16 protein-coding genes and 1 pseudogene are annotated in these 17,606 nt (G+C 70.9%); 9 read left to right on the plus strand and 8 right to left on the minus strand.

Going from position 1 to position 17,606, the window contains the following annotated elements; all coding sequences use genetic code 11:
• Nucleotide 1: 1 nt before the first annotated feature.
• The 3 genes from Prum_RS47775 to Prum_RS47785 are packed head-to-tail and all read right to left on the minus strand — an operon-like array spanning nucleotide 2 to nucleotide 3,226.
• Nucleotides 2–1,447 (minus strand): NAD-dependent succinate-semialdehyde dehydrogenase, encoded by a 1,446-nt coding sequence (locus Prum_RS47775; protein WP_246278821.1) that lies wholly within the window; start codon nucleotides 1,445–1,447, stop codon nucleotides 2–4.
• Nucleotides 1,444–2,406 (minus strand): cyclase family protein, encoded by a 963-nt coding sequence (locus Prum_RS47780; RefSeq protein ID WP_173086214.1) that lies wholly within the window; start codon nucleotides 2,404–2,406, stop codon nucleotides 1,444–1,446. The genes Prum_RS47775 and Prum_RS47780 overlap by 4 nt, the downstream gene beginning before the upstream one ends.
• Nucleotide 2,407: 1 nt before the next feature.
• Nucleotides 2,408–3,226, minus strand: coding sequence for a prephenate dehydratase domain-containing protein (locus Prum_RS47785; protein WP_173086216.1), 819 nt, complete (start codon nucleotides 3,224–3,226; stop codon nucleotides 2,408–2,410).
• A gap of 86 nt (nucleotides 3,227–3,312) precedes the next feature.
• Here Prum_RS47785 and Prum_RS47790 point away from each other — a divergent pair, with 86 nt between their 5' ends.
• Complete coding sequence (locus tag Prum_RS47790; protein WP_173086218.1) at nucleotides 3,313–3,531, plus strand: hypothetical protein; 219 nt, start codon at nucleotides 3,313–3,315, stop codon at nucleotides 3,529–3,531.
• Between the two features lie 538 nt (nucleotides 3,532–4,069).
• Entirely contained in the window at nucleotides 4,070–5,443 is a 1,374-nt protein-coding gene (locus Prum_RS53400) for an MFS transporter (RefSeq protein ID WP_173086220.1), read from the plus strand.
• Nucleotides 5,444–5,470: 27 nt separating this feature from the next.
• Here Prum_RS53400 and Prum_RS47800 read toward each other — a convergent pair.
• A pseudogene (locus Prum_RS47800) lies at nucleotides 5,471–6,628 on the minus strand (MFS transporter); the annotation flags it as partial.
• A 105-nt stretch (nucleotides 6,629–6,733) separates the two neighbouring features.
• On the opposite strand from Prum_RS47800, the gene Prum_RS47805 reads away from it, so the two are divergent.
• Nucleotides 6,734–7,951, plus strand: a complete 1,218-nt coding sequence (locus tag Prum_RS47805; protein WP_173086222.1) for a S8 family peptidase — start codon at nucleotides 6,734–6,736, stop codon at nucleotides 7,949–7,951.
• A 4-nt stretch (nucleotides 7,952–7,955) separates the two neighbouring features.
• Here the strand turns inward: Prum_RS47805 and Prum_RS47810 are convergent, their stop codons facing one another.
• Nucleotides 7,956–8,834 carry a maleylpyruvate isomerase N-terminal domain-containing protein gene (locus Prum_RS47810; protein WP_173086589.1) on the minus strand — a complete coding sequence of 293 codons (879 nt, stop codon included), beginning with the start codon at nucleotides 8,832–8,834 and terminating at the stop codon, nucleotides 7,956–7,958.
• A gap of 192 nt (nucleotides 8,835–9,026) precedes the next feature.
• Between Prum_RS47810 and Prum_RS47815 the strand changes: the two genes are divergently transcribed.
• Genes Prum_RS47815 through Prum_RS47825 form a run of 3 tightly spaced genes read left to right on the plus strand, consistent with a single transcriptional unit; the run spans nucleotide 9,027 to nucleotide 11,188 of the window.
• The gene (locus Prum_RS47815) at nucleotides 9,027–9,461 is read left to right on the plus strand and encodes an SgcJ/EcaC family oxidoreductase (protein ID WP_173086232.1); all 435 of its coding nucleotides are present in this window, start codon (nucleotides 9,027–9,029) and stop codon (nucleotides 9,459–9,461) included.
• 2 nt (nucleotides 9,462–9,463) lie between these two features.
• Nucleotides 9,464–10,426 (plus strand): LLM class flavin-dependent oxidoreductase, encoded by a 963-nt coding sequence (locus Prum_RS47820; protein WP_173086234.1) that lies wholly within the window; start codon nucleotides 9,464–9,466, stop codon nucleotides 10,424–10,426.
• A gap of 12 nt (nucleotides 10,427–10,438) precedes the next feature.
• Complete coding sequence (locus Prum_RS47825) at nucleotides 10,439–11,188, plus strand: SDR family NAD(P)-dependent oxidoreductase (protein WP_173086236.1); 750 nt, start codon at nucleotides 10,439–10,441, stop codon at nucleotides 11,186–11,188.
• Nucleotides 11,189–11,253: 65 nt separating this feature from the next.
• Here the strand turns inward: Prum_RS47825 and Prum_RS47830 are convergent, their stop codons facing one another.
• Entirely contained in the window at nucleotides 11,254–12,123 is an 870-nt protein-coding gene (locus Prum_RS47830; RefSeq protein WP_173086238.1) for an NAD(P)H-binding protein, read from the minus strand.
• Nucleotides 12,124–12,147: 24 nt separating this feature from the next.
• A complete protein-coding gene (gene tpx, locus Prum_RS47835) occupies nucleotides 12,148–12,690 on the minus strand; it encodes a thiol peroxidase (RefSeq protein ID WP_173086240.1) in 543 nt (180 codons plus the stop codon).
• Between the two features lie 167 nt (nucleotides 12,691–12,857).
• On the opposite strand from tpx, the gene Prum_RS47840 reads away from it, so the two are divergent.
• The 3 genes from Prum_RS47840 to Prum_RS47850 all read left to right on the plus strand — a co-directional run bounded on the left by Prum_RS47840 (nucleotide 12,858) and on the right by Prum_RS47850 (nucleotide 16,772).
• Nucleotides 12,858–13,826: a sigma-70 family RNA polymerase sigma factor gene (locus Prum_RS47840; protein WP_173086242.1), complete on the plus strand. Its 969-nt coding sequence runs from the start codon at nucleotides 12,858–12,860 to the stop codon at nucleotides 13,824–13,826.
• A 240-nt stretch (nucleotides 13,827–14,066) separates the two neighbouring features.
• Nucleotides 14,067–15,509, plus strand: coding sequence for an MFS transporter (locus tag Prum_RS47845; protein WP_173086244.1), 1,443 nt, complete (start codon nucleotides 14,067–14,069; stop codon nucleotides 15,507–15,509).
• An 18-nt stretch (nucleotides 15,510–15,527) separates the two neighbouring features.
• On the plus strand, nucleotides 15,528–16,772 hold the full coding sequence (locus Prum_RS47850; RefSeq protein ID WP_173086246.1) for a glycosyltransferase: 1,245 nt from the start codon (nucleotides 15,528–15,530) through the stop codon (nucleotides 16,770–16,772).
• Nucleotides 16,773–16,832: 60 nt separating this feature from the next.
• Here the strand turns inward: Prum_RS47850 and Prum_RS47855 are convergent, their stop codons facing one another.
• Nucleotides 16,833–17,588 (minus strand): VOC family protein, encoded by a 756-nt coding sequence (locus Prum_RS47855; protein WP_173086248.1) that lies wholly within the window; start codon nucleotides 17,586–17,588, stop codon nucleotides 16,833–16,835.
• Nucleotides 17,589–17,606 lie beyond the last annotated feature (18 nt).

Below are 17,606 nucleotides of genomic sequence, written 5' to 3' on the forward strand. Positions count from 1 at the left end.
TTTAGACCGGGATGGCCGCGTAGGTGGTGTCGAGGTATTCCGCGATCCCCTCGAAGCCGCCCTCGCGGCCGAGCCCGGACTGCTTGACGCCGCCGAAGGGCGCCGCCGCGTTCGACACGACACCGGAGTTGACGCCGACCATGCCGGTGGCGAGGCTGCCGACCAGGCGCAGCGCGCGCCGCAGGTCGCGCGTGTAGACGTAGCTCACCAGGCCGTACGGGGTGCCGTTGGCGGCGCGTACCGCCTCCTCCTCGGCGCGGAAGGTGGTGATCGGGGCGAGCGGTCCGAAGATCTCCTCGTCGAGCAGCGCCGTGCCGGGCGCGACTCCACTCAGGACGGTCGGGGTCACGAAGCGGCCGATCGCCGGCACGGCCCCGGTTTCGACCGTGGCGCCGCGGTCGAGCGCGTCGCGTACCAGCCGGTCGAACTTCTCCACCGCCGCGTCGTCGATGAGCGGCCCGACCTGCGAGCCGTCGAGCCAACCGGCGGCGACCGTCAGCGCGCCCATCCGCTTCGCGAGCCGGCTCGTGAACTCGCCGGCCAGCGACTCCGCCACGATGAAGCGGTTGGCCGCCGTACACGCCTGGCCGATATTGCGCATCTTGGCCAGCAGCGCGCCCTCGACCGCCTCGTCCAGGTCGGCGTCCGCGCACACGATGAACGGTGCGTTCCCACCCAGCTCCATCGACGTACGCATGACCTGGGCCGCGCACCGGGCCAGCAGCAGCTTGCCGACCTCGGTCGAGCCGGTGAAGGACAGCTTGCGAGCCAGCCCGGAGTCGATGACCGCGCCGACGGCCTCGGCGGGCCGGGAGGTGGTGAGCACGTTGACCGCGCCGGGCGGGGCGCCGGACTCTTCGATGATCCGCGCGAGCAGCAGGCTGGTCAGCGGCGTCTGCTCGGCCGGCTTGAGCACGGACGGGCAGCCGGCCGCGATCGCCGGGGCTATCTTGCGGGCCCCCATGGCGAGCGGGAAGTTCCACGGCGTGATGAGCAGGCAGGGGCCGACCGCCTTGTGCTGCACCAGGATCCGGGTCAGCCCGGTCGGTGCCAGGCGGTAGTCGCCCCCGATGCGCAGGGCCTCGTCGGCGAACCAGCCGAAGAAGTCGGCGGCGTACCCGACCTCGCCGCGCGACTCGGCGATCGGCTTGCCCATCTCCAGCGTGATGAGCAGGGCGATCTCGTCGGTCCGGTCGCGCAGCGCGGCCTCGACGCGGCGCAGCAGCGCCGCCCGCTGAGCCGGCGAAAGGGCCGCGAGCGCTTGCTGCGCGTCGGCCGCGGCACGGATCGCGTCCAGCGCATCGGGTACGCCGGCGTCGGCGACCTCGATGAGCGCCTGGCCCGTGGCGGGGTTGTCGACCGGGAACGTCGCTCCCCCGGCCGCCGGACGCCAGCTCCCTCCAATGAGGAGGGTGGTCGGCACGTCGGGCAGGGCGGGCGCGCTCACAGGACCGCCACCGCGCCGACCGGGCAGCCGGACGCGCCCGTGATGGGCAGCGCCGGGGCGGTGAACAGGAACTCGTACTTGCCGTGCCGGGCGCAGGCGTCGCCCAGGTCGGCGAAGTCGAAGATCTCACCGATGGCCAGTCCCATGTGGACGAGCGCCACGACGTGGAACGGCTGGAAGCAGTCGATCTCGTTGGGGCGTACCTCGACGCCCCAGGTGTCCGAGGCGACGGCGGCGATCTCCCGCTCGTGGAACCACGGGGCGGTGTGCAGGGACACCCCCGGTGCGGGGCCGCCGGCGTAGTCGCCCCAGGCGTGCCGGCGCGCCTCCAGGAACCCCGTGCGGATCAGCACCGCGTCCCCGCGCCCGACCTGAACGCCCTGGGCGGCGGCGGTCGCCTCCAGTTCCTCGGCGGAGATGGCGTAGCCGGGTTCGAGGGAGTCGACCCCCAGGTGCCGGGCCACGTCGAGCAGCACGCCACGCATCACGAACCGGCCCGCGTAGTGCTCCACGCCGTTGCGGGCGGCGCCGTTGGAGGAGACCAGCCCCGCGGAGTAGCCGTTGTACATCTTCCCCTTCCAGAAGATGTGCGAGAGCGAGTCCCATTGGGTGCCGGCCTGGTTGGGCACGATGAGGATGTCGTCGGACCGCCCGTACCCCTTGGCGGGGCCGAACCCGGCGGGGAGGATGTCCTGCGCGCCGGCCAGGTGGTCGGCGCCGGTCGCGGTCATCACGTTGCGGGGGTTGTTGCGCAGGCTGCCGGTCTGCGGGCCGCGCTGGTCGTACGGCAGCGAGCAGGAGACGGTCACGCCGTGCTCGACGAGGGCCGCGGCGCGCCGTACCTGTTCGGGACCGACGTAGTTCATCGTCCCGAGCGAGTCGTCGTCGCCCCAGCGCCCCCAGTTGGTGCACTGCTTGATGTAGCGCTCCAGGACGTCCGCGCCACGAAAGTCGGACATGTCACCTCCAACTGCGGTAGATGCCGACGACCTGGGGGCCGAAGGCGTCGATGGCCTGGTCGCCGAGCGGCTCGCCAGCGGGGGTACGCAGCACCAGCAGGTACCGGTAGCGGAAGATCTCGCCGGTCGGCGCGTTCGTTATCGTGCGGACGACCAGTCCGAGCCGGGCCACGTGCGCGAGGGCCTCGTTGAGCGCGGCGCTGCCGTCGACGCGTACCGCGAGATGGTCGGCGCCCTGGGGCGCGGCCAGCGTGGCGGCGAGCGCCCACCAACCGCCGGCGCTGCCGCCGTCGACGTCCCGTTCGATGATGTCCAGGCCGAGCGCGGCGGCCGCCGCCTCGGTCCCGATGACGGCGGTGGAGCCGTCGCCGTCGAGCACCTCGCGCGCCGCCTCGACCGAGTTCTGCCGGTGGATCTCGACCGTCGCGTGCGGCAGGCGCTCGGCCAGGAAGCGGCGGCACTGGCGGATCGAGCCGTGCCCGCCCACGTGCGTGATGTCGGCCAGCCGGCTGCCCGGCTTGCCGAGCAGCGCGCAGTGGTACGGGACCACGATCTCCTCGGCGATGAAGAGCCGCTCCCCCGCCAGCAGGCGCGCGGCGGTCTCGGTGCACGCCGTGTGGGAGGTCTCCGACGTCAGCACGCCCACCTCGATCCGCCCGTCGAGCACGGCGGCGGCGACGTCGTCCATGGTCGGGAAGTACTCCGGCCCACCCAGGTCGGGCCGGCGCTCCAGCAGCGCCTGGGTGGCCTGCCCGGCGAACGTGAGCAGGCTGCCCAGCGTGCCGACCCGCCGTACCGGTTGGGGTTCGCTCGCGCCCACCGCACCTCCGCACATGGATAGTGTATTCAGTACGCAGCAATGTAGCACAGCTCCCGGCCTGCGGCGTACCGCGAGGACGGGCATCGATGACGGCGCATCTGGTCTTCGACGCGGCGCTGTACGCCAGCGCCCTGCCGACGCCGTCGATCAACGGCGCGCCCGTCGATCAAGGGCCTCCGCGCCGATCAAGGACCTTCCCTTCGATCAAGGGCTGGCCCGTCGATCAAGGGCTGGCCCGTCGATCAAGGGCTGGCCCGTCGATCAAGGGCTGGCCCGTCGATCAAGGGCGAACGGTCGTGCTTTGATCTCCGATCCGCGGCCATTTGCCCTTGATCGACGCAGAAATCCTTGATCGACGGGTGAGGGCGGCGCCTTCGCGTACGGATCGACCGGGAGTACGCACCGCCGCTCGACGTCGAGGCGTGCCAGCAGAGGTCGTCACAATCCGCGACGCGCTCCGCGAAGCGTGCAGGGCCCTCGCGCGCCGCGCCGGTCCGGGCGCACGCTCGTCGATCAAGGAAATGTGCGTCGATCAAGGACGAACGGTCGTGGATCGGAGATCAAAGCACGGCCGTTCGCCCTTGATCGACGGGGATGTCCTTGATCGGCGCGGAGGTCCTTGATCGGCGCGAGGACCTTGATCGGCGGGGGCGGCAGGGCGCGGGCGGGATCGGGCGTCGGTGGGACGGGCGCGGGCGGGGTTGTGGGATGCGGGGAAAGCGGGAGTGGACGGCGTGGGCGTCGTTTACGGTCGGGGCATGGCACGCTACCGGCGGCTGAGCTACCGTGCATCCCCCGGTTGAGAGCGGCCCTGACGGCCAGCGCTCGGGAGCACTGCGCCGCGTGCTTCTTCCGCTCGCCCTCGCCCAGTTCATCTGTAGCTTCGCCGGCTCCAACATGAACGTGATGATCAACGACATCAGCCAGGACCTGGATACCACGGTGCAGGGCGTACAGATCGCCATCACCAGTTTTCTCCTGGTGATGGCCGCGCTCATGATCCCGGGCGGCAAGCTCACCGACCGCTACGGCCGCAAGCGGTGCTTTACGGCGGGTCTCGTCCTCTTTGGGGCCGGTGCCCTGCTCTGCGCCGTCGCGCCGGGGCTCGGCGTACTCATGCTGGGCTACTCGATCCTCGAAGGGGTGGGCACGGCGCTGCTGATCCCGCCCGTCTACATCCTGACGACGCTGCTGTTCAGCGGGGTCGCCGGGCGGGCGCGCGCGTTCGGTGCGATCAGCGCGATGGGCGGCGTCGGCGCCGCGGCGGGCCCCCTGATCGGCGGGCTGATCACCTCGGCGCTCGGCTGGCGGTGGGCCTTCGTCTTCCAGGCGCTCATCGTCGCGGCGATCGTCTGGCTCAGCCGGCGGGTGCCCGACCCGTTGCCGCCGGATCCCACCAGGCACTTCGACACGCGTGGCGCCGTCCTCTCGGCCGCCGGCCTCGTCCTGGTGGTCACCGGCATCCTGGCGGCCGACAACAGCGGCTGGCTGATGATCGGCCTGATGGCCGCCGGGGCGCTCGTCCTGCTGCTGTTCTTCCGTTGGGTACGCGAGCAGGAGCGCGCCGGTGGGGAGCCGCTGCTGTCCACGGCGCTGTTCCAGAACCGCACGTCCAACCTCGGCCTGGTCACGCAGAACGCCCAGTGGCTGGTGCTGATGGGTTCGTCGTTCGTGGTCGCGGCGTACCTACAGGTCGTCCGCGGCTACAACGCCATCGAGACCGGCCTCATCTTCACCGCGGCGACCGCCGGACTCCTGACGTCCTCGCTGGCCGCCGGGCGCCTGGCGCGGCGGCGCCCACAGCGGAACTTGATCATGGCGGGCTTCGTCGTCACGGCCGCCGGCATCGGCACGCTCCTCGCCATGGTGATCGGCACGCCCAAGGTCTGGGCCTTCGCCCCCGGACTGCTCCTGATCGGGCTCGGGATCGGCCTGATGCTGACCCCGTCGGTCAACGTCGTGCAGTCCAGTTTCGGCGACGACCTGCAAGGCGAGATCTCCGGCCTGTCGCGCAGCGTGTCGAACCTCGGCTCCTCGCTCGGCACCGCCATCGCGGGCACCGTGATCGTCGCGGGAATCACCAAGACGCCCGAGCGCGCGTACGGGCTGGCGATGGTCGTCCTGGCGGTCGTCGCGCTGCTCGGCCTCGCCGCCGCCGCGTTCCTTCCGAAGCCCGGCCTCCCGGTGGCGGGGGCGCCGGTACCCGGCGAGCCGTGACCCCGTGAGCAGCAGGCCGATGAGGCCGAGCAGGCACAGGCCGGTGCACAGGGCGTACGCGAGCCGGTAGCCGTACCGCTGGGAGAGGCCGAGCAGCGGGCCGGCGAGGATCGCGCCGACCGTGTAGGAGTTCATCAACATGGTCGTGGCCTGGCCCGGCTGCCGTGGCCGCAGGTCCTGCATGTACGAGATGCCCACGCTGGACACCGCGGCGATGAAGGCCGCGTTGACGAGCTGCGCGGCGGCCAGCACCCAGACGCCCGACGCCGCGGTGGCCACCGCGTAGTACCCGACACCGCAGCCGGCGCCGGCGAGCACGAGCGTGCGCAGCGGCAGACGGGTGGTCAGGACGCCCAGGCCGAGCATCACCGGGATCTCCAGCGCGGCGCACAGGCCGAGCAGTAAGCCTGCGTCGCTGGCGTCGCCGCCGAGATCGGTGCTCAGGAACAGCGGCAGCGCCTGCAGCCCCAGCGTGAGCGGGCACTGCAGCAGCGTGAACGCGGCCGCGGTCAGCAGCAGGGTCGGCCGCGACACCGCGACCGGTTCGGGCCCGCCCGGCCCGGCCCGATCGCGGTCCGGCACGCCGGTCGGGCGGATCTCGTCGAGCGCGAGGATCGCCACCGCCGCGGTGACGGCGAACATCGCGGCGGCGGCGCCGTAGACGTACCGGAAGCCGCCGGCGTCCAGCAGGAACGCGCCCAGCGGCGGGCCGGCGACCCAGGCCAGCGAGTAGACGGTCCGCAGCGCGCTGATGCCCAGCGCGGCCCGGCCCGGGTCGTCGCGGGTCAGAGCCTCGCGGGCGTACGCGAACATCTGCGGGAACACCGCCCCCGCCAGCGCCATCGCGGTCATCGCGAGCGCGAGCAGGATCCAGTACTCGCGGACGACCGCCGTCGCCGCCGCCCCGGCCACGCCTGCCACCGCCGTGGTGACCAGCAGGGCCCGCCGCACCGGCCGCCGGTCGGACAGCCACCCGACCAGCGTGGTGACGACCAGCCCGGCTACCGGCGAGACGACCAGGAAAAGCGTGACCTGGAACGGGCTGGCGCGCACCGCCGCACTCAGAAACAGCGCCAGGAACGGGAGGGACACGGCGGCGGAGACACCGACGGCCAGCGCGGCCACGCCGAGCGGCAGCAGCGTGCGGGTGGCCCGCCGCCGGCGAAATACGACATCCACCGCCATGATTGGACTCTAGCCCTCGATCGGTTAGCCTGATCGTGATCGATGTTCGGCATGGACACGGACCGATCTGGAGGGACGGGGGAAATGACAGTTTCGCGTGTCATCATGCGCGTATCTCGCGCCATCACCGCAACGGCCGCCGTAGGGGCGGCCGTCGTCGTCGGCGTGGTCACACCGGCGGCAGCGGCACCCAACACCGCCACGCCGGCCGCGATCCGCAACGCGGGCGGGCCCACCGCGATCCCGGGCAGCTACCTGGTCGTCCTCAAGGACGGCACGGCCGCCAAGGCCCGGGTGAGCCTGGCAGCGGCGACCCTGACCGCGCGGTACGGCGGCGCGGTGGGCCACCGCTACAGCGCGGCGCTGCGTGGCTTCTCGGTACGCGCCAACGAGGCGACCGCGCGGCGGCTCGCGGCCGACCCAGCGGTGGCGTATGTCGAGCAGGACCACACCGTCCAGGCGGACAGCACGCAGGCCAACCCACCATCGTGGGGCCTGGACCGGATCGACCAGCGCAACCAACCGCTGGACGCCTCGTACACCTACCCCTCCTCGGGCGGCGCGGGCGTACGGGCATACGTCATCGACACCGGCATCCGGATGACCCACCAGGACGTGGTGGGCCGGGCGGTCACCGGCACCGACGTCATCGACGGCGGCTCCGCCGACGACTGTTACGGGCACGGCACCCACGTCGCCGGCTCGCTCGGCGGCACCGCGTACGGCGTGGCCAAGAGCGTCACGCTGGTCGCGGTGCGGGTGCTGGACTGCATCGGCAGCGGCAGCGTGTCCACAGTGGTCGCCGGGATCGACTGGGTGGCGGCCAACGCGGTCAAGCCGGCGGTGGCCAACATGAGCCTCGGCTTCTACCGCACCACGGACACCGCCGACGCGGTGGGCACGGCCACCCGGGGACTGATCGCGACCGGCGTCGCCACCGTGGTGTCCGCCGGAAACGACGCCTCGATCGCCTGCGACAAGACGCCGGCGTACGTGCCGGCGGCGCTGACCGTCGGCTACACCTGGTACGACGACGTGGTCGCGTACCGCAGCAACGAAGGCTCGTGTGTGGACCTGTTCGCACCAGGGCAGAACATCACGTCCATCGAGTCGGCGTCGGACACCGCGACCGGGATCCGCAGCGGCACCTCGATGGCGGCTCCGCACGTGGCCGGCGCCGCCGCGCTGCTGCTGGCCGCGAACCCGTCGTGGACTCCGGCGCAGGTGCACAGCGCGATCGTCGCCAACGCCACCACCGGCGTGGTCACGTCGCTGGACGACCCCACGTCACCGAACCGGCTGCTGTACGTGCCGCCGAGCTGATGTGTCAGTTGTTGGGCATGTGCAGGGTGCGCAGGAACGCGGGAAGCAGCCACGGGCGCGGACCCCAGACGACGACCTTGCCGGTCAAGGCCACCCGCGCGGCGCTGAGCCGGCCGAAGAGCATCAGGTTCAGCGACGGCGGGTGGAACGAGAGCCGCACATCGTTGTCGGGCCGCGGCGCCTCGACGGTCACCCGGTCGCGATTTCCCGGGCCGTCCAGCGACCCGTCCAGGACGATCGTCGCCGGTGTGGTGTACCGCGAGCGGAACTGCACCGTGATGCGCCGCCGGCTCGCCCGCGGTGTGCTGTCCAGCAGCCCGCCGTAGCCGAAGTGTATGACGCCGAGCAGGAACAGCTCGAAGAACATTCCGGCGTCCGCCGGCGGGATCGTCCACGGTGCACGGATGCCGCGGGCGATGTCCCACCCGTGGATGTGCAGCTCGTTGGTCAGGTGGGCGAGCAGCCCGGCGAGCGGCAGCCGGGAGCCGCCCAGCCAGTCCACCGCCTCGGTCGGGTCGCGTCCGTCGGTCGTTTCGAGCACCGTGGTGACGTCCCGAAGCAGCTGGTCGGTCAGCGCCGCCAGGTCGCGCTCCTCGACGTACTGCCGCAGCAGCAGGTCGTTGAAGTCCCGCACGTTGTCCACATTGGTCGCCCCGAACTGCTTGTCCAGGACGTCGTCGCGGGTGGCGTCCGGGCCGGTACCCGCGATCGTCGTACAGGCCCAGGCGAGCGAGGCCATGTGCGCCGCGGTCTGCGCCACCGACCACGATCTGGTCGCCGGCACCTCGGGATCCGGCACTGCCGAAAGTAGCTCGGCGAACCGGTTGGCCGCGTGGCGGAGCGCGACCCGTGCCTCGACCCATTTCCCGGGCGCGACGTGCATATCCACCAGCATGACTGTGCGACACCTTGCTCCGATAGGGGGTCGAGGCGGGTTGAGCACGATGGAAGACGCCGCGCCAGCCACATTCCCGATGTGTCGGCAACCTCAAAGTTGCCCCGGTACTTCGTGCGTCGCACGATCGGACCAACAGCCCGTTTCACGCCAGTGGGACGCGAGGATTGTGAGGACCAGATGACAACCAGCATCACCGATCTACGCACCGCGGAAGAGGCGGCGCGGGGCGTCGTGAAGGCGGTCGGAAAGGCTTGGGGAGACAACAACCCGGACGGGTTCGCCGACGCGTACACCGAGGACGCCACCATGATCCTGTCTGGCGACCGGTTCTTCCGGGGCCGCGAGGTCATCCGGAAGGTGGCGCAGCAACAGTTCAGCTCCGCCCACAAGGGCACCACCCTCCTGCAGAACGTCGTCGACCTGCGGTTCGTCGGGACGGACACGGCGGTCATCATCACCGAGGGTGGCGTGCTCGCCCCCGGCGAGACCGAGCCGGCTCCGGACCGGGCCATCCGGGCCACGTGGGTGCTGGCCAAGAAGCCGGACCAGAAGTGGTACATCGCCGCCTACCAGAACACCCGCAACGCGGACACCCAACTACCGGGCGCCTAGCTATGCCTGTGCGAATTGGCATCGCGCTGCCGGTGCGGGAGCTGGCGATCCTGGGGAACAACGACGCCGCCCCGCTCATGAAGATGAGCCAACAGGTCGAGGAGCTCGGTTTCGACTCGGTGTGGGTGGGTGACTCGTTCGTCGCACGGCACCGGCTGGAGCCGTTGACCCTGCTGGCCGCCATGGCCATGGTGACCGACCGGGTGACCATCGGCACGGCGGCGCTGACCGTCGCGCTCCGCGAGCCGCTGACCCTCGCCCACACCATCGTCACGCTCGACCAGTTGGCCGGTGGCCGGCTGACCCTGGCCTTCGGCACCGGCGCCCCGCTGCCGGTGCAGGCCGAGTACGACGCGGTGACCATGCCGTACCGGGAACGGGCCGGCCGGGTCGACGAAGCGGTCAAGGCATTCAAGCGGGTCTGGCGCCAGGAGGAAGGCGACCTGGCCGGGGAGTACTACGACCTGTCCGGGCTGCGCCTGCAGTCGCCGCCGACCCAGGTCGGCGGGCCCGACCTGTGGTTGGCCAGCAACGGCAAGCCGGGCGCTGTGGCCCGGACCGCCACGCTGTACGACGGCTGGATGCCCATCAAGATCACGCCGGACGAGTACCGGCAGTCGCTACAGGCGATCCGGGACGCCACCCGGGCCGCCGGGCGCGACCCGGCCGCCATCAGCACGGCGCTGTACGTGACGGTGAACATGAACCAGGACGCGGAGCGGGCCGAGGCGGGACTCAACGACTACACCCACCGCTACAACGAGCTGCCGCTGTCCGCGATGACCCCGTACCAGCTCTACTACGGCGGCTCCGCCGAGGACTTCGCCGCCTGGCTGGGCGAGTACGCCGCCGCCGGCGCACGCCACTTCGTGCTGCGGATCGGCTCGTTCGTCGACTACGAGACACAGGTGCACACGATCGCCGACGGCGTCGTGCCTCGGGTGCACGAGATGACTGCTGACTGAGTGGGGTGGCGGATGCGCTTTACCGACAAGGTGGCCCTGGTCACCGGCGGCGGCACCGGCATCGGCAAGGCGGCCGCGCTCGCCTTCGCGGATGAGGGCGCCACCGTCCTCGTCACCGGGTTCGACGAGGAACCGTTGCGGGAGACGGTCAAGGAGATCGAAGCAAACGGCGGCGGGGCCAGCTGGATGGTCGCGGACGTCCGTCAGGAGGCCGAGGCGCGGAGCCTGGTGGCCACCACTGTGGACCGGCACGGCGGGCTGGACATCGCGTTCAACAACGCCGGGCTCATGGTCGGCGGTCAGGTCGCCGACCTGAACCTGGAGCAGTGGTCGACCGCGCTGTCGGTGGCGACCGGCACGTGGCTGTCGATGAAGCACGAGATCGCCCACATGCGCGAGCACGGTGGCGGCGTCATCGTCAACATGTCCTCGCTCATCGGCCCCCACCGGGCCATCCCCGGGACCGGCGCGTACGGCGCGGCCAAGGCTGCGATCAGCGCGCTGACCCGGACCGCCGCGGTGGAGAACATCGGCCGGGGTATCCGGATCAACGCGCTCAGCCCCGGGCCGGTGGCCGGCCCGTTCTCGCTGATCCGCGGCGAGACACCGGACCAGCAGGCGCAACGGATGAAAACGACGCTGCCGATCGGGCGGGTGGCCAGCCTGGCCGAGGTGACCGGCACCGTGCTGTGGCTCGCGTCGCCCGACTCCGGGTTCGTCGTCGGCGCCGATATCGTCATCGACGGCGGCGCCACCGCCTGACCTACTTCGCGGGTACGCACAAGGCGGCTGCCGTTTCGTACGGCGGCCGCCTCGTTTGTCGGGGGTCAGCGGAAGATGTCGAGATGGTCGTTCACCCATTCGTCGAACGTCCCCGGGCGGCGGCCGACCAATTGCTCGAACGTGGGCAGCGGGTTGGCCGCGTGCCGGCGGAACTCCTCCCGGCCCAGGTTGCCCAGCGTCGTCTCGACCACCAGCGGCTGCCGGCCGGCGCGCGCCGCGGCGTCCCGGGCGTCCGCGATGGGCACCTCGACGAGCTGCAGCGGCTTGCCGAGGGCCTTGCCGAGCTTCTCCACCCGCTCCGGCACGCTGAGCGCCTCGGGCCCGCTGATCCGGTAGGTCTGGGACTCGTGCCCGGGTGAGGTCAACGCGGTGACCGCCACCGCGGCGACGTCGCGCGGGTCGATGACCGCCACTTTCGGCTCCACTTGGGACCAGAAGACCATCCCGCGGCTCTTGATCGGCGCCGCCCAGAGGCGGGCGTTCGACATGAACTCGCCCGGCCGGATGAACGTCCACGCTGGACCGTCGGGCCGGGCGGCGAGCTGCCGCAGCGTCCGCTCGCCGGCCAGGTGCCAAGTGCTGACCAGATCGTCGAACCCGTACTCGGCGCCGATGATGGACAGCTTGACGATGTGCGAGACGTTCGCCTCGTTCGCGGCCAGCGCGAGGTTGGCGTCGTGCAGTGGTGTCTCCGGTCCGCCACCGGAGAGCAGGAACACCTTGTCCACTCCGGCCACTGCCGCGGGCAGCGTCTCCGGCCGTCCCAGGTCGCCGCCCACCACCTTGACCTCGGCGCCCAACCCGGCGTCGCGGCCGGGGTCACGGGTCAGCGCCCGGACGTCCTGGCCCGCCTCGACGAGTTGCTTGACTACCTCTCGACCGACCGTTCCGGTCGCTCCGGTCACCAGGATCACGAGTCCTCCTCCTTTTCGGATCCGCTATCGGGTCGCGTTCTGCGCGGCCGCGGCCAGGCCGGCCGCGGACAGCGCGGCCGGGTAGTCCGGATGCTCGCCCACCTCGGGCACGTACTGGGCGTACGCGATCCGGTCATTCGCGTCGACCACGAAGACGGCGCGGGCCAGCAACCGGAACTCCGAAATCACCACGCCATAGGCCAGCCCGAAGGACAGCTCGCGGTGATCGGAGAGGGTGACCACATTGTCCAGGTCGGCAGCACCGCACCAGCGGCGCTGCGCGAAGGGCAGGTCGACCGAGATGGTCAGCACCGGCACACCGGCCATGCCGGCGGCCTCTTCGTTGAACCGGCGGGTCTGCCGGTCGCACACCTCGGTGTCCAGGGAAGGCACCACCGAAAGGATGCGCACGGTGCCGGCGGACGCGGCCAGCGTCACCGGGGCGAAGTCGTTTCCCACCACGACGAAGTCGGGCGCCCGGTCACCCACGCTGACTTCGGTGCCGATCAGCGTGACCGGCCGCCCCCGGAAGGTCACCACACCGGCGCGCTCGACCGCGATCGTCATGGAAGTCTCCTGTCGCTCGAAAGTGTGGTTCGACGGCCTTAGCATCCCGGGTACGGCGGGCCTACGGCATCTTCAGGATTGGCAAGAATGATGACCAAGAATGATGACGTAGACTCGCGCAGGAGGAGCGCAGGAAGTTGTAATGCAGCACCAGGAAGGCGCCGCATTTGGACAACGACGAGTTCATCCGCCTCACCGATCCGTTCCGGCGTGAGCTGCTGGCCCATTGCTACCGCCTACTGGGCTCGGTGGACGACGCCGAAGATCTGGTACAGGAGACCTACCTGCGCGCCTGGCGCTCGTACGGTGGGTTCGAGGGCCGGTCGTCGCTGCGCACCTGGCTCTATCGGATCGCGACCAACGCCTGCCTGACGGCGCTGCAAAGTCGCAGCCGGCGGGTGCTGCCGTCCGGCATCGGCGACCCTTGCGACGACCCCGACGCCCCGGCCGCCGAGGCCGGGTCGGAGATCCGGTGGCTACAGCCGCTGCCGGACGCGATGGTGAGCACCGACTCGGGGGATCCCGCCGCGATCGTCGCGTCGCGCGACCAGCTGCGGCTCGCGCTCATCGCATGCCTGCAACTGCTGCCACCGCAGCAGCGAGCGGTCCTCATTTTGCGGGACGTGCTCGCGTTTCCGGCGGCCGAGGTCGCCGCGATGCTCGACACCACGACCGCAGCCGTCCAGAGCGCGCTGCAACGGGCCCGGGCCCGGATCGACGACGTCGCGCCGGTCGCCGAGGAGGTCACCCCGCCCGAGGAGCCCCAACTGCGCGCGCTGCTCGACCAGTACGTCGCCGCGTTCGAGAACTCCGACCTGCCGGCCCTGGAAAAGGCGCTGCGCAAAGACGCCACCCTTGAAATGGTCGGGTCCACCACCTGGTTCAGCGGCAACGACACGTGCCTGCGGTTCGTCTCGCGGGTCCTCGGGTCCGCCGGCGACTGGCGGATGCTGCGGACCACGCTCAACGGACAGCCCGGCGTCGCCGCGTACCTCCGCGGTGCGGACGGCGCACTCCGCGCGTTCGGCGTCGCGGTGCTGGACATCACCCCCACCGGCATCGCCGGCATCGTGGTGTTCGGCGATCCACAATTGGTGACCCGTCTCGGGTTCCCGCCGGTGCCGCCGGCGGCCTGACGACCGGCCGGCCCGCACGCCCGGCGTGCCTGGGGAAATGCGCACCTTGAAAGTCGAGCGGGCGGCGCCGCGTGCGGCACGCTGGCGTCAACCTCGCGCGTTCCAATAATTCCGGCCGCCTCGTGGCGATGCGTTTCGGCGTCGGATCCGGTCTGTATTGGTGGGCCAGGTGGCGACGTCCCGTTGCCAGCTGTCCCCACCAACAGAACCGGTCAACCGGCCGAATACGGAAGGACAGCTATGCAGAACCATCGCGCCACCTGGACGCTCGTACTCGCGGCGTTCGGCGCGTTCCTGACCGCGCTGGACGTCGTCGTGGTGACCATGGCACTGCCAACGATCCAGACCCAGTTCGACGCCAGCCTGGCCGAGCTCGACTGGATCGTCAACGCGTACGCGCTGTCCTTCGCGGCCCTGCTGCTCATCGGCGCGGCGCTGGGCGACCGCTTCGGACGCCGCCGCATGTACGTGGTCGGCATCGTGATCTTCACCCTCGCCTCGGTGCTGGCCGCGCTGTCGACGAACGCCGGCATGTTGATCACCGCCCGCCTGGTGCAGGGCGTCGGGGCCGCGGTGCTCGCGCCGCTCTCGCTGACCCTCATCGTCGTCGCGTTCCCGCCGGCGAAGCTGAGCGGCGCGATCGGGATCTGGGCCGGCATCATGGGGCTGGGCGTGGCGATCGGCCCGGTAGTCGGCGGCGCGGTCGTCCAGGGCTTCGCCTGGGAGGCGATCTTCTGGCTGAACGTGCCCATCGGCGCCGTGGTCGCCGTGCTGTGCATGATGTTCCTGACCGAGAGCCACGGCGGCGCCCAGAGGCTGGACATCGTCGGCGTGGTACTGGCCGGTCTCGGCCTGCTCGGGCTGGCCTGGGCACCGGTGCGGGCGCCCGACGCCGGCTGGGGCAGCCTCGAGGTCATCGGCAGCCTCGCCGGCGGCGCCGTGCTGATGGTGCTGTTCGTCCTCTGGGAGCGGCGCTCGGACCATGCGATGCTCCCGGTCGCCTATTTCAAGATCCGCGGCTTCGTCGTAGCCAACACGGTGAGCTTCCTGCAGAACGTGTCGCTCATCGGTGCGGTATTCATGATCACGCAACTGATCCAGATCGGGCTCGGCCACGACCCGCTGTCGGCCGGGGCACGCATGCTGCCGTTGAGCCTCACGCCCCTGGTGGTCTCGCCCATCGCCGGGATGCTGGCCGGGCGATTGGGCGATCGACCGTTCCTCATCCTCAGCATGGCGCTGCACACGATCGGCCTGGTCTGGCTGGCGATCGTCGTGCAGGCCGGAGTCGACTACGTGTACCTGGTGCCGCCGTTCATCGTGGCCGGGGTCGGGCTGTCCATGGGCTTCCCGTCCATCGCGGCCATGGTGACCGGTTCCGTGCCACCGGAGGGGCAAGGCATCGCCTCGGGCACCCAGCGGGCGCTGGCCCAGGCCGGTGGCCTCTTCGGCGTGGCGATCGTCTCGGCGGTCTTCGCCTCGGCAGGTGGCTACGGGTCGGCGCAGAGCTTCATCGACGGATTCACCAAGGCCATGTGGGTGGCCGCGCTGGTGCCGGCCCTCGGGCTGCTCGTGGCGTTGTTCGCCCCGCGGCCCGCTCAAGTCGCGGCGCAGGCGGTGACGCCGCAGGCGGAGCCGGTGCGAAAGGAGGCGGTGTCGCCGCAGGCAAAACAGACGACGTAAGCAGAAAGGTGGAGCGCAATGGCAGGTACGGGCCGGCCGAGGGTCTCGGTCGTCATTCCCACGTACAACCGTCGTGATCTGCTCATCGAGACCCTGGGACACTTCACGCGGCAGAGCATTCCCGCCGACGAGTTCGAGGTCATCGTGGCGGACGACGGGTCGACCGACGACACGAAGGCCGTGGTGGATTCGTTCGCGGACCGGCTGAACATGAAATACACCTTCCAGGAGGATCAGGGGTTCCGGGCCGGCACGGCGCGCAACGCCGGGGCACGGCTGGCCGACGCACCGGTGCTGGTTTTCCTGGACACCGGGGAGATGGCCGGCCCGGACTACCTGAAACACCACCTCGCGGTGTACGCCGACGGGGGACGCCGGGCGGTGGTCGGGTACGGGTACGGCTACCAGTACGTGGAGTCGCTGTCGACCGTTCGCGAGATACTCGACCGGATGTCCCCCGAGGAGGTGATCGCCCACTTCAAGGACGACCCCACCTTCCTCGACGTGCGGCACGAGGAGTGGGCGAAGACCGGCTTCGAGCTGGGCGGCCGACCGATGCCGTGGCTGTACTACTGGTCGCTGAACTGCTCGGCGCGGCGCGACGACTTCTGGGCCGTGGGCGGGTTCGACGAGGAACTGCGGGGCTGGGGACCGGAGGATTTCGAGCTCGGCTACCGGCTGTACCGAAGCGGTGTGGAGCTGGTGCTGTCGCGCGACGCATGGGTGGTCGCCGCGCCGCACGAGCGGGACTGGCCGCGCAACTACCAGGAGGCCATGGTCAACCTGCAACGGATGATGCGCAGGTACGCCGATCCGGTCATGGAGGTCGGCTGGGGCATCACCAGCACTCAGACCGCGGGTGTGCTCTTCCCCTGGGAAGAGGAGTACCACGCGCTGACGGTCTGGCGCCGGAAGGTCCAGGACCTGGACGTCCACGACGAGATCGAGCAGGCGTTGCGGCAGATCCAGCCGGTCGGCCGGGTGGCCGTGCTGGGCTCGGGCGGCCGGGTGCCCGATGCGCTGCCGGCGGGCTCGATACTGCTGGACTTCGACAAGCAGCTGGCGGACCAGGCGGCCAGCGGCACCCCGCACTCCCGGTACCACACGATGGGGCTGCACGTACCGCTGGCGGACCAGAGCGCCGACACGGTCATCATCACCTCCCGGATGGCCGGGCTGTGGGACAAGTGGGGTGAGTTGGTGCTCGCCGAGGCTCGCCGCATCGGCCGCACCGTGCACACCGTCGACTTCGTCCACAAGTGACGGTGGACCGGCGGGCGGCCCGGGACCTAACGGTCCCGGGCTACCCGTACGCGCTGGTTCTCACTCGCTCGTCATGATGGAGAACAGCGCGCCGTGCGGGTCGGTCAGGGTGGCGAGGCGGCCGATGCCCGGCATGCTCTGCGCCGGGCTGACCACGGTGCCGCCCAGCTCGACCGCCTTGGCGACGGTCGCGTCCGTGTCCGGTGACTCGAAGTACGGCCGCCAGCCGACCGCCTCGCCGCCCTCCACCGGGGTGATGCCGCCGAACATGTCGTCCTCGCCGCCGGTGCTCGCGACGGCGTAGATGACGTCACCGATGGGCATGTCCTGGTAGGTCCAGCCGAGCACGCTCTGGTAGAAGGACCGCGCCCCGCCGGTGTCGGCGGTGTGCAGCTCGACCCAGCGCAGCGTGCCGGCCTCGTTCACCACGCCCACGCCGGGGACATCGCCCGGCTGCCACAGCGCGAAGGGGGCCCCGCCCGGGTCGGCGAACAGGCCCATGCGGCCCGCGGTCAGCACGTCGTACGGCTCGGTGAGGATCGCGCCGCCGGCCTGTGTCACGGCCTTCGCGCTGGCGTCCACGTCGCTGGTCGTGAAATACATCGTCCAGGACGGGGTGCCGCCCTCGGCGACCGGGCCGCCGGCGGCGACCGTACGGCCGTCGAGGTGGTAGAAGACGTACTCGGGCGCGTCCGGCCCGCCCGGCACCTCCCGCCAGCCGAAAAGGCCGGTGTAGAAGCGCGTGGTGGCCGCCGTGTCGGGCGAGCTGACGTCCAGCCAGTTCGGGCTGCCGGGGACGAACGAAGTGGTCAGCATGTCTGCTCCTCAAGGACT

The sequence above is a fragment of the Phytohabitans rumicis genome, from assembly GCF_011764445.1.
In the GTDB taxonomy this organism is placed as follows: Bacteria; Actinomycetota; Actinomycetes; order Mycobacteriales; family Micromonosporaceae; genus Phytohabitans; species Phytohabitans rumicis.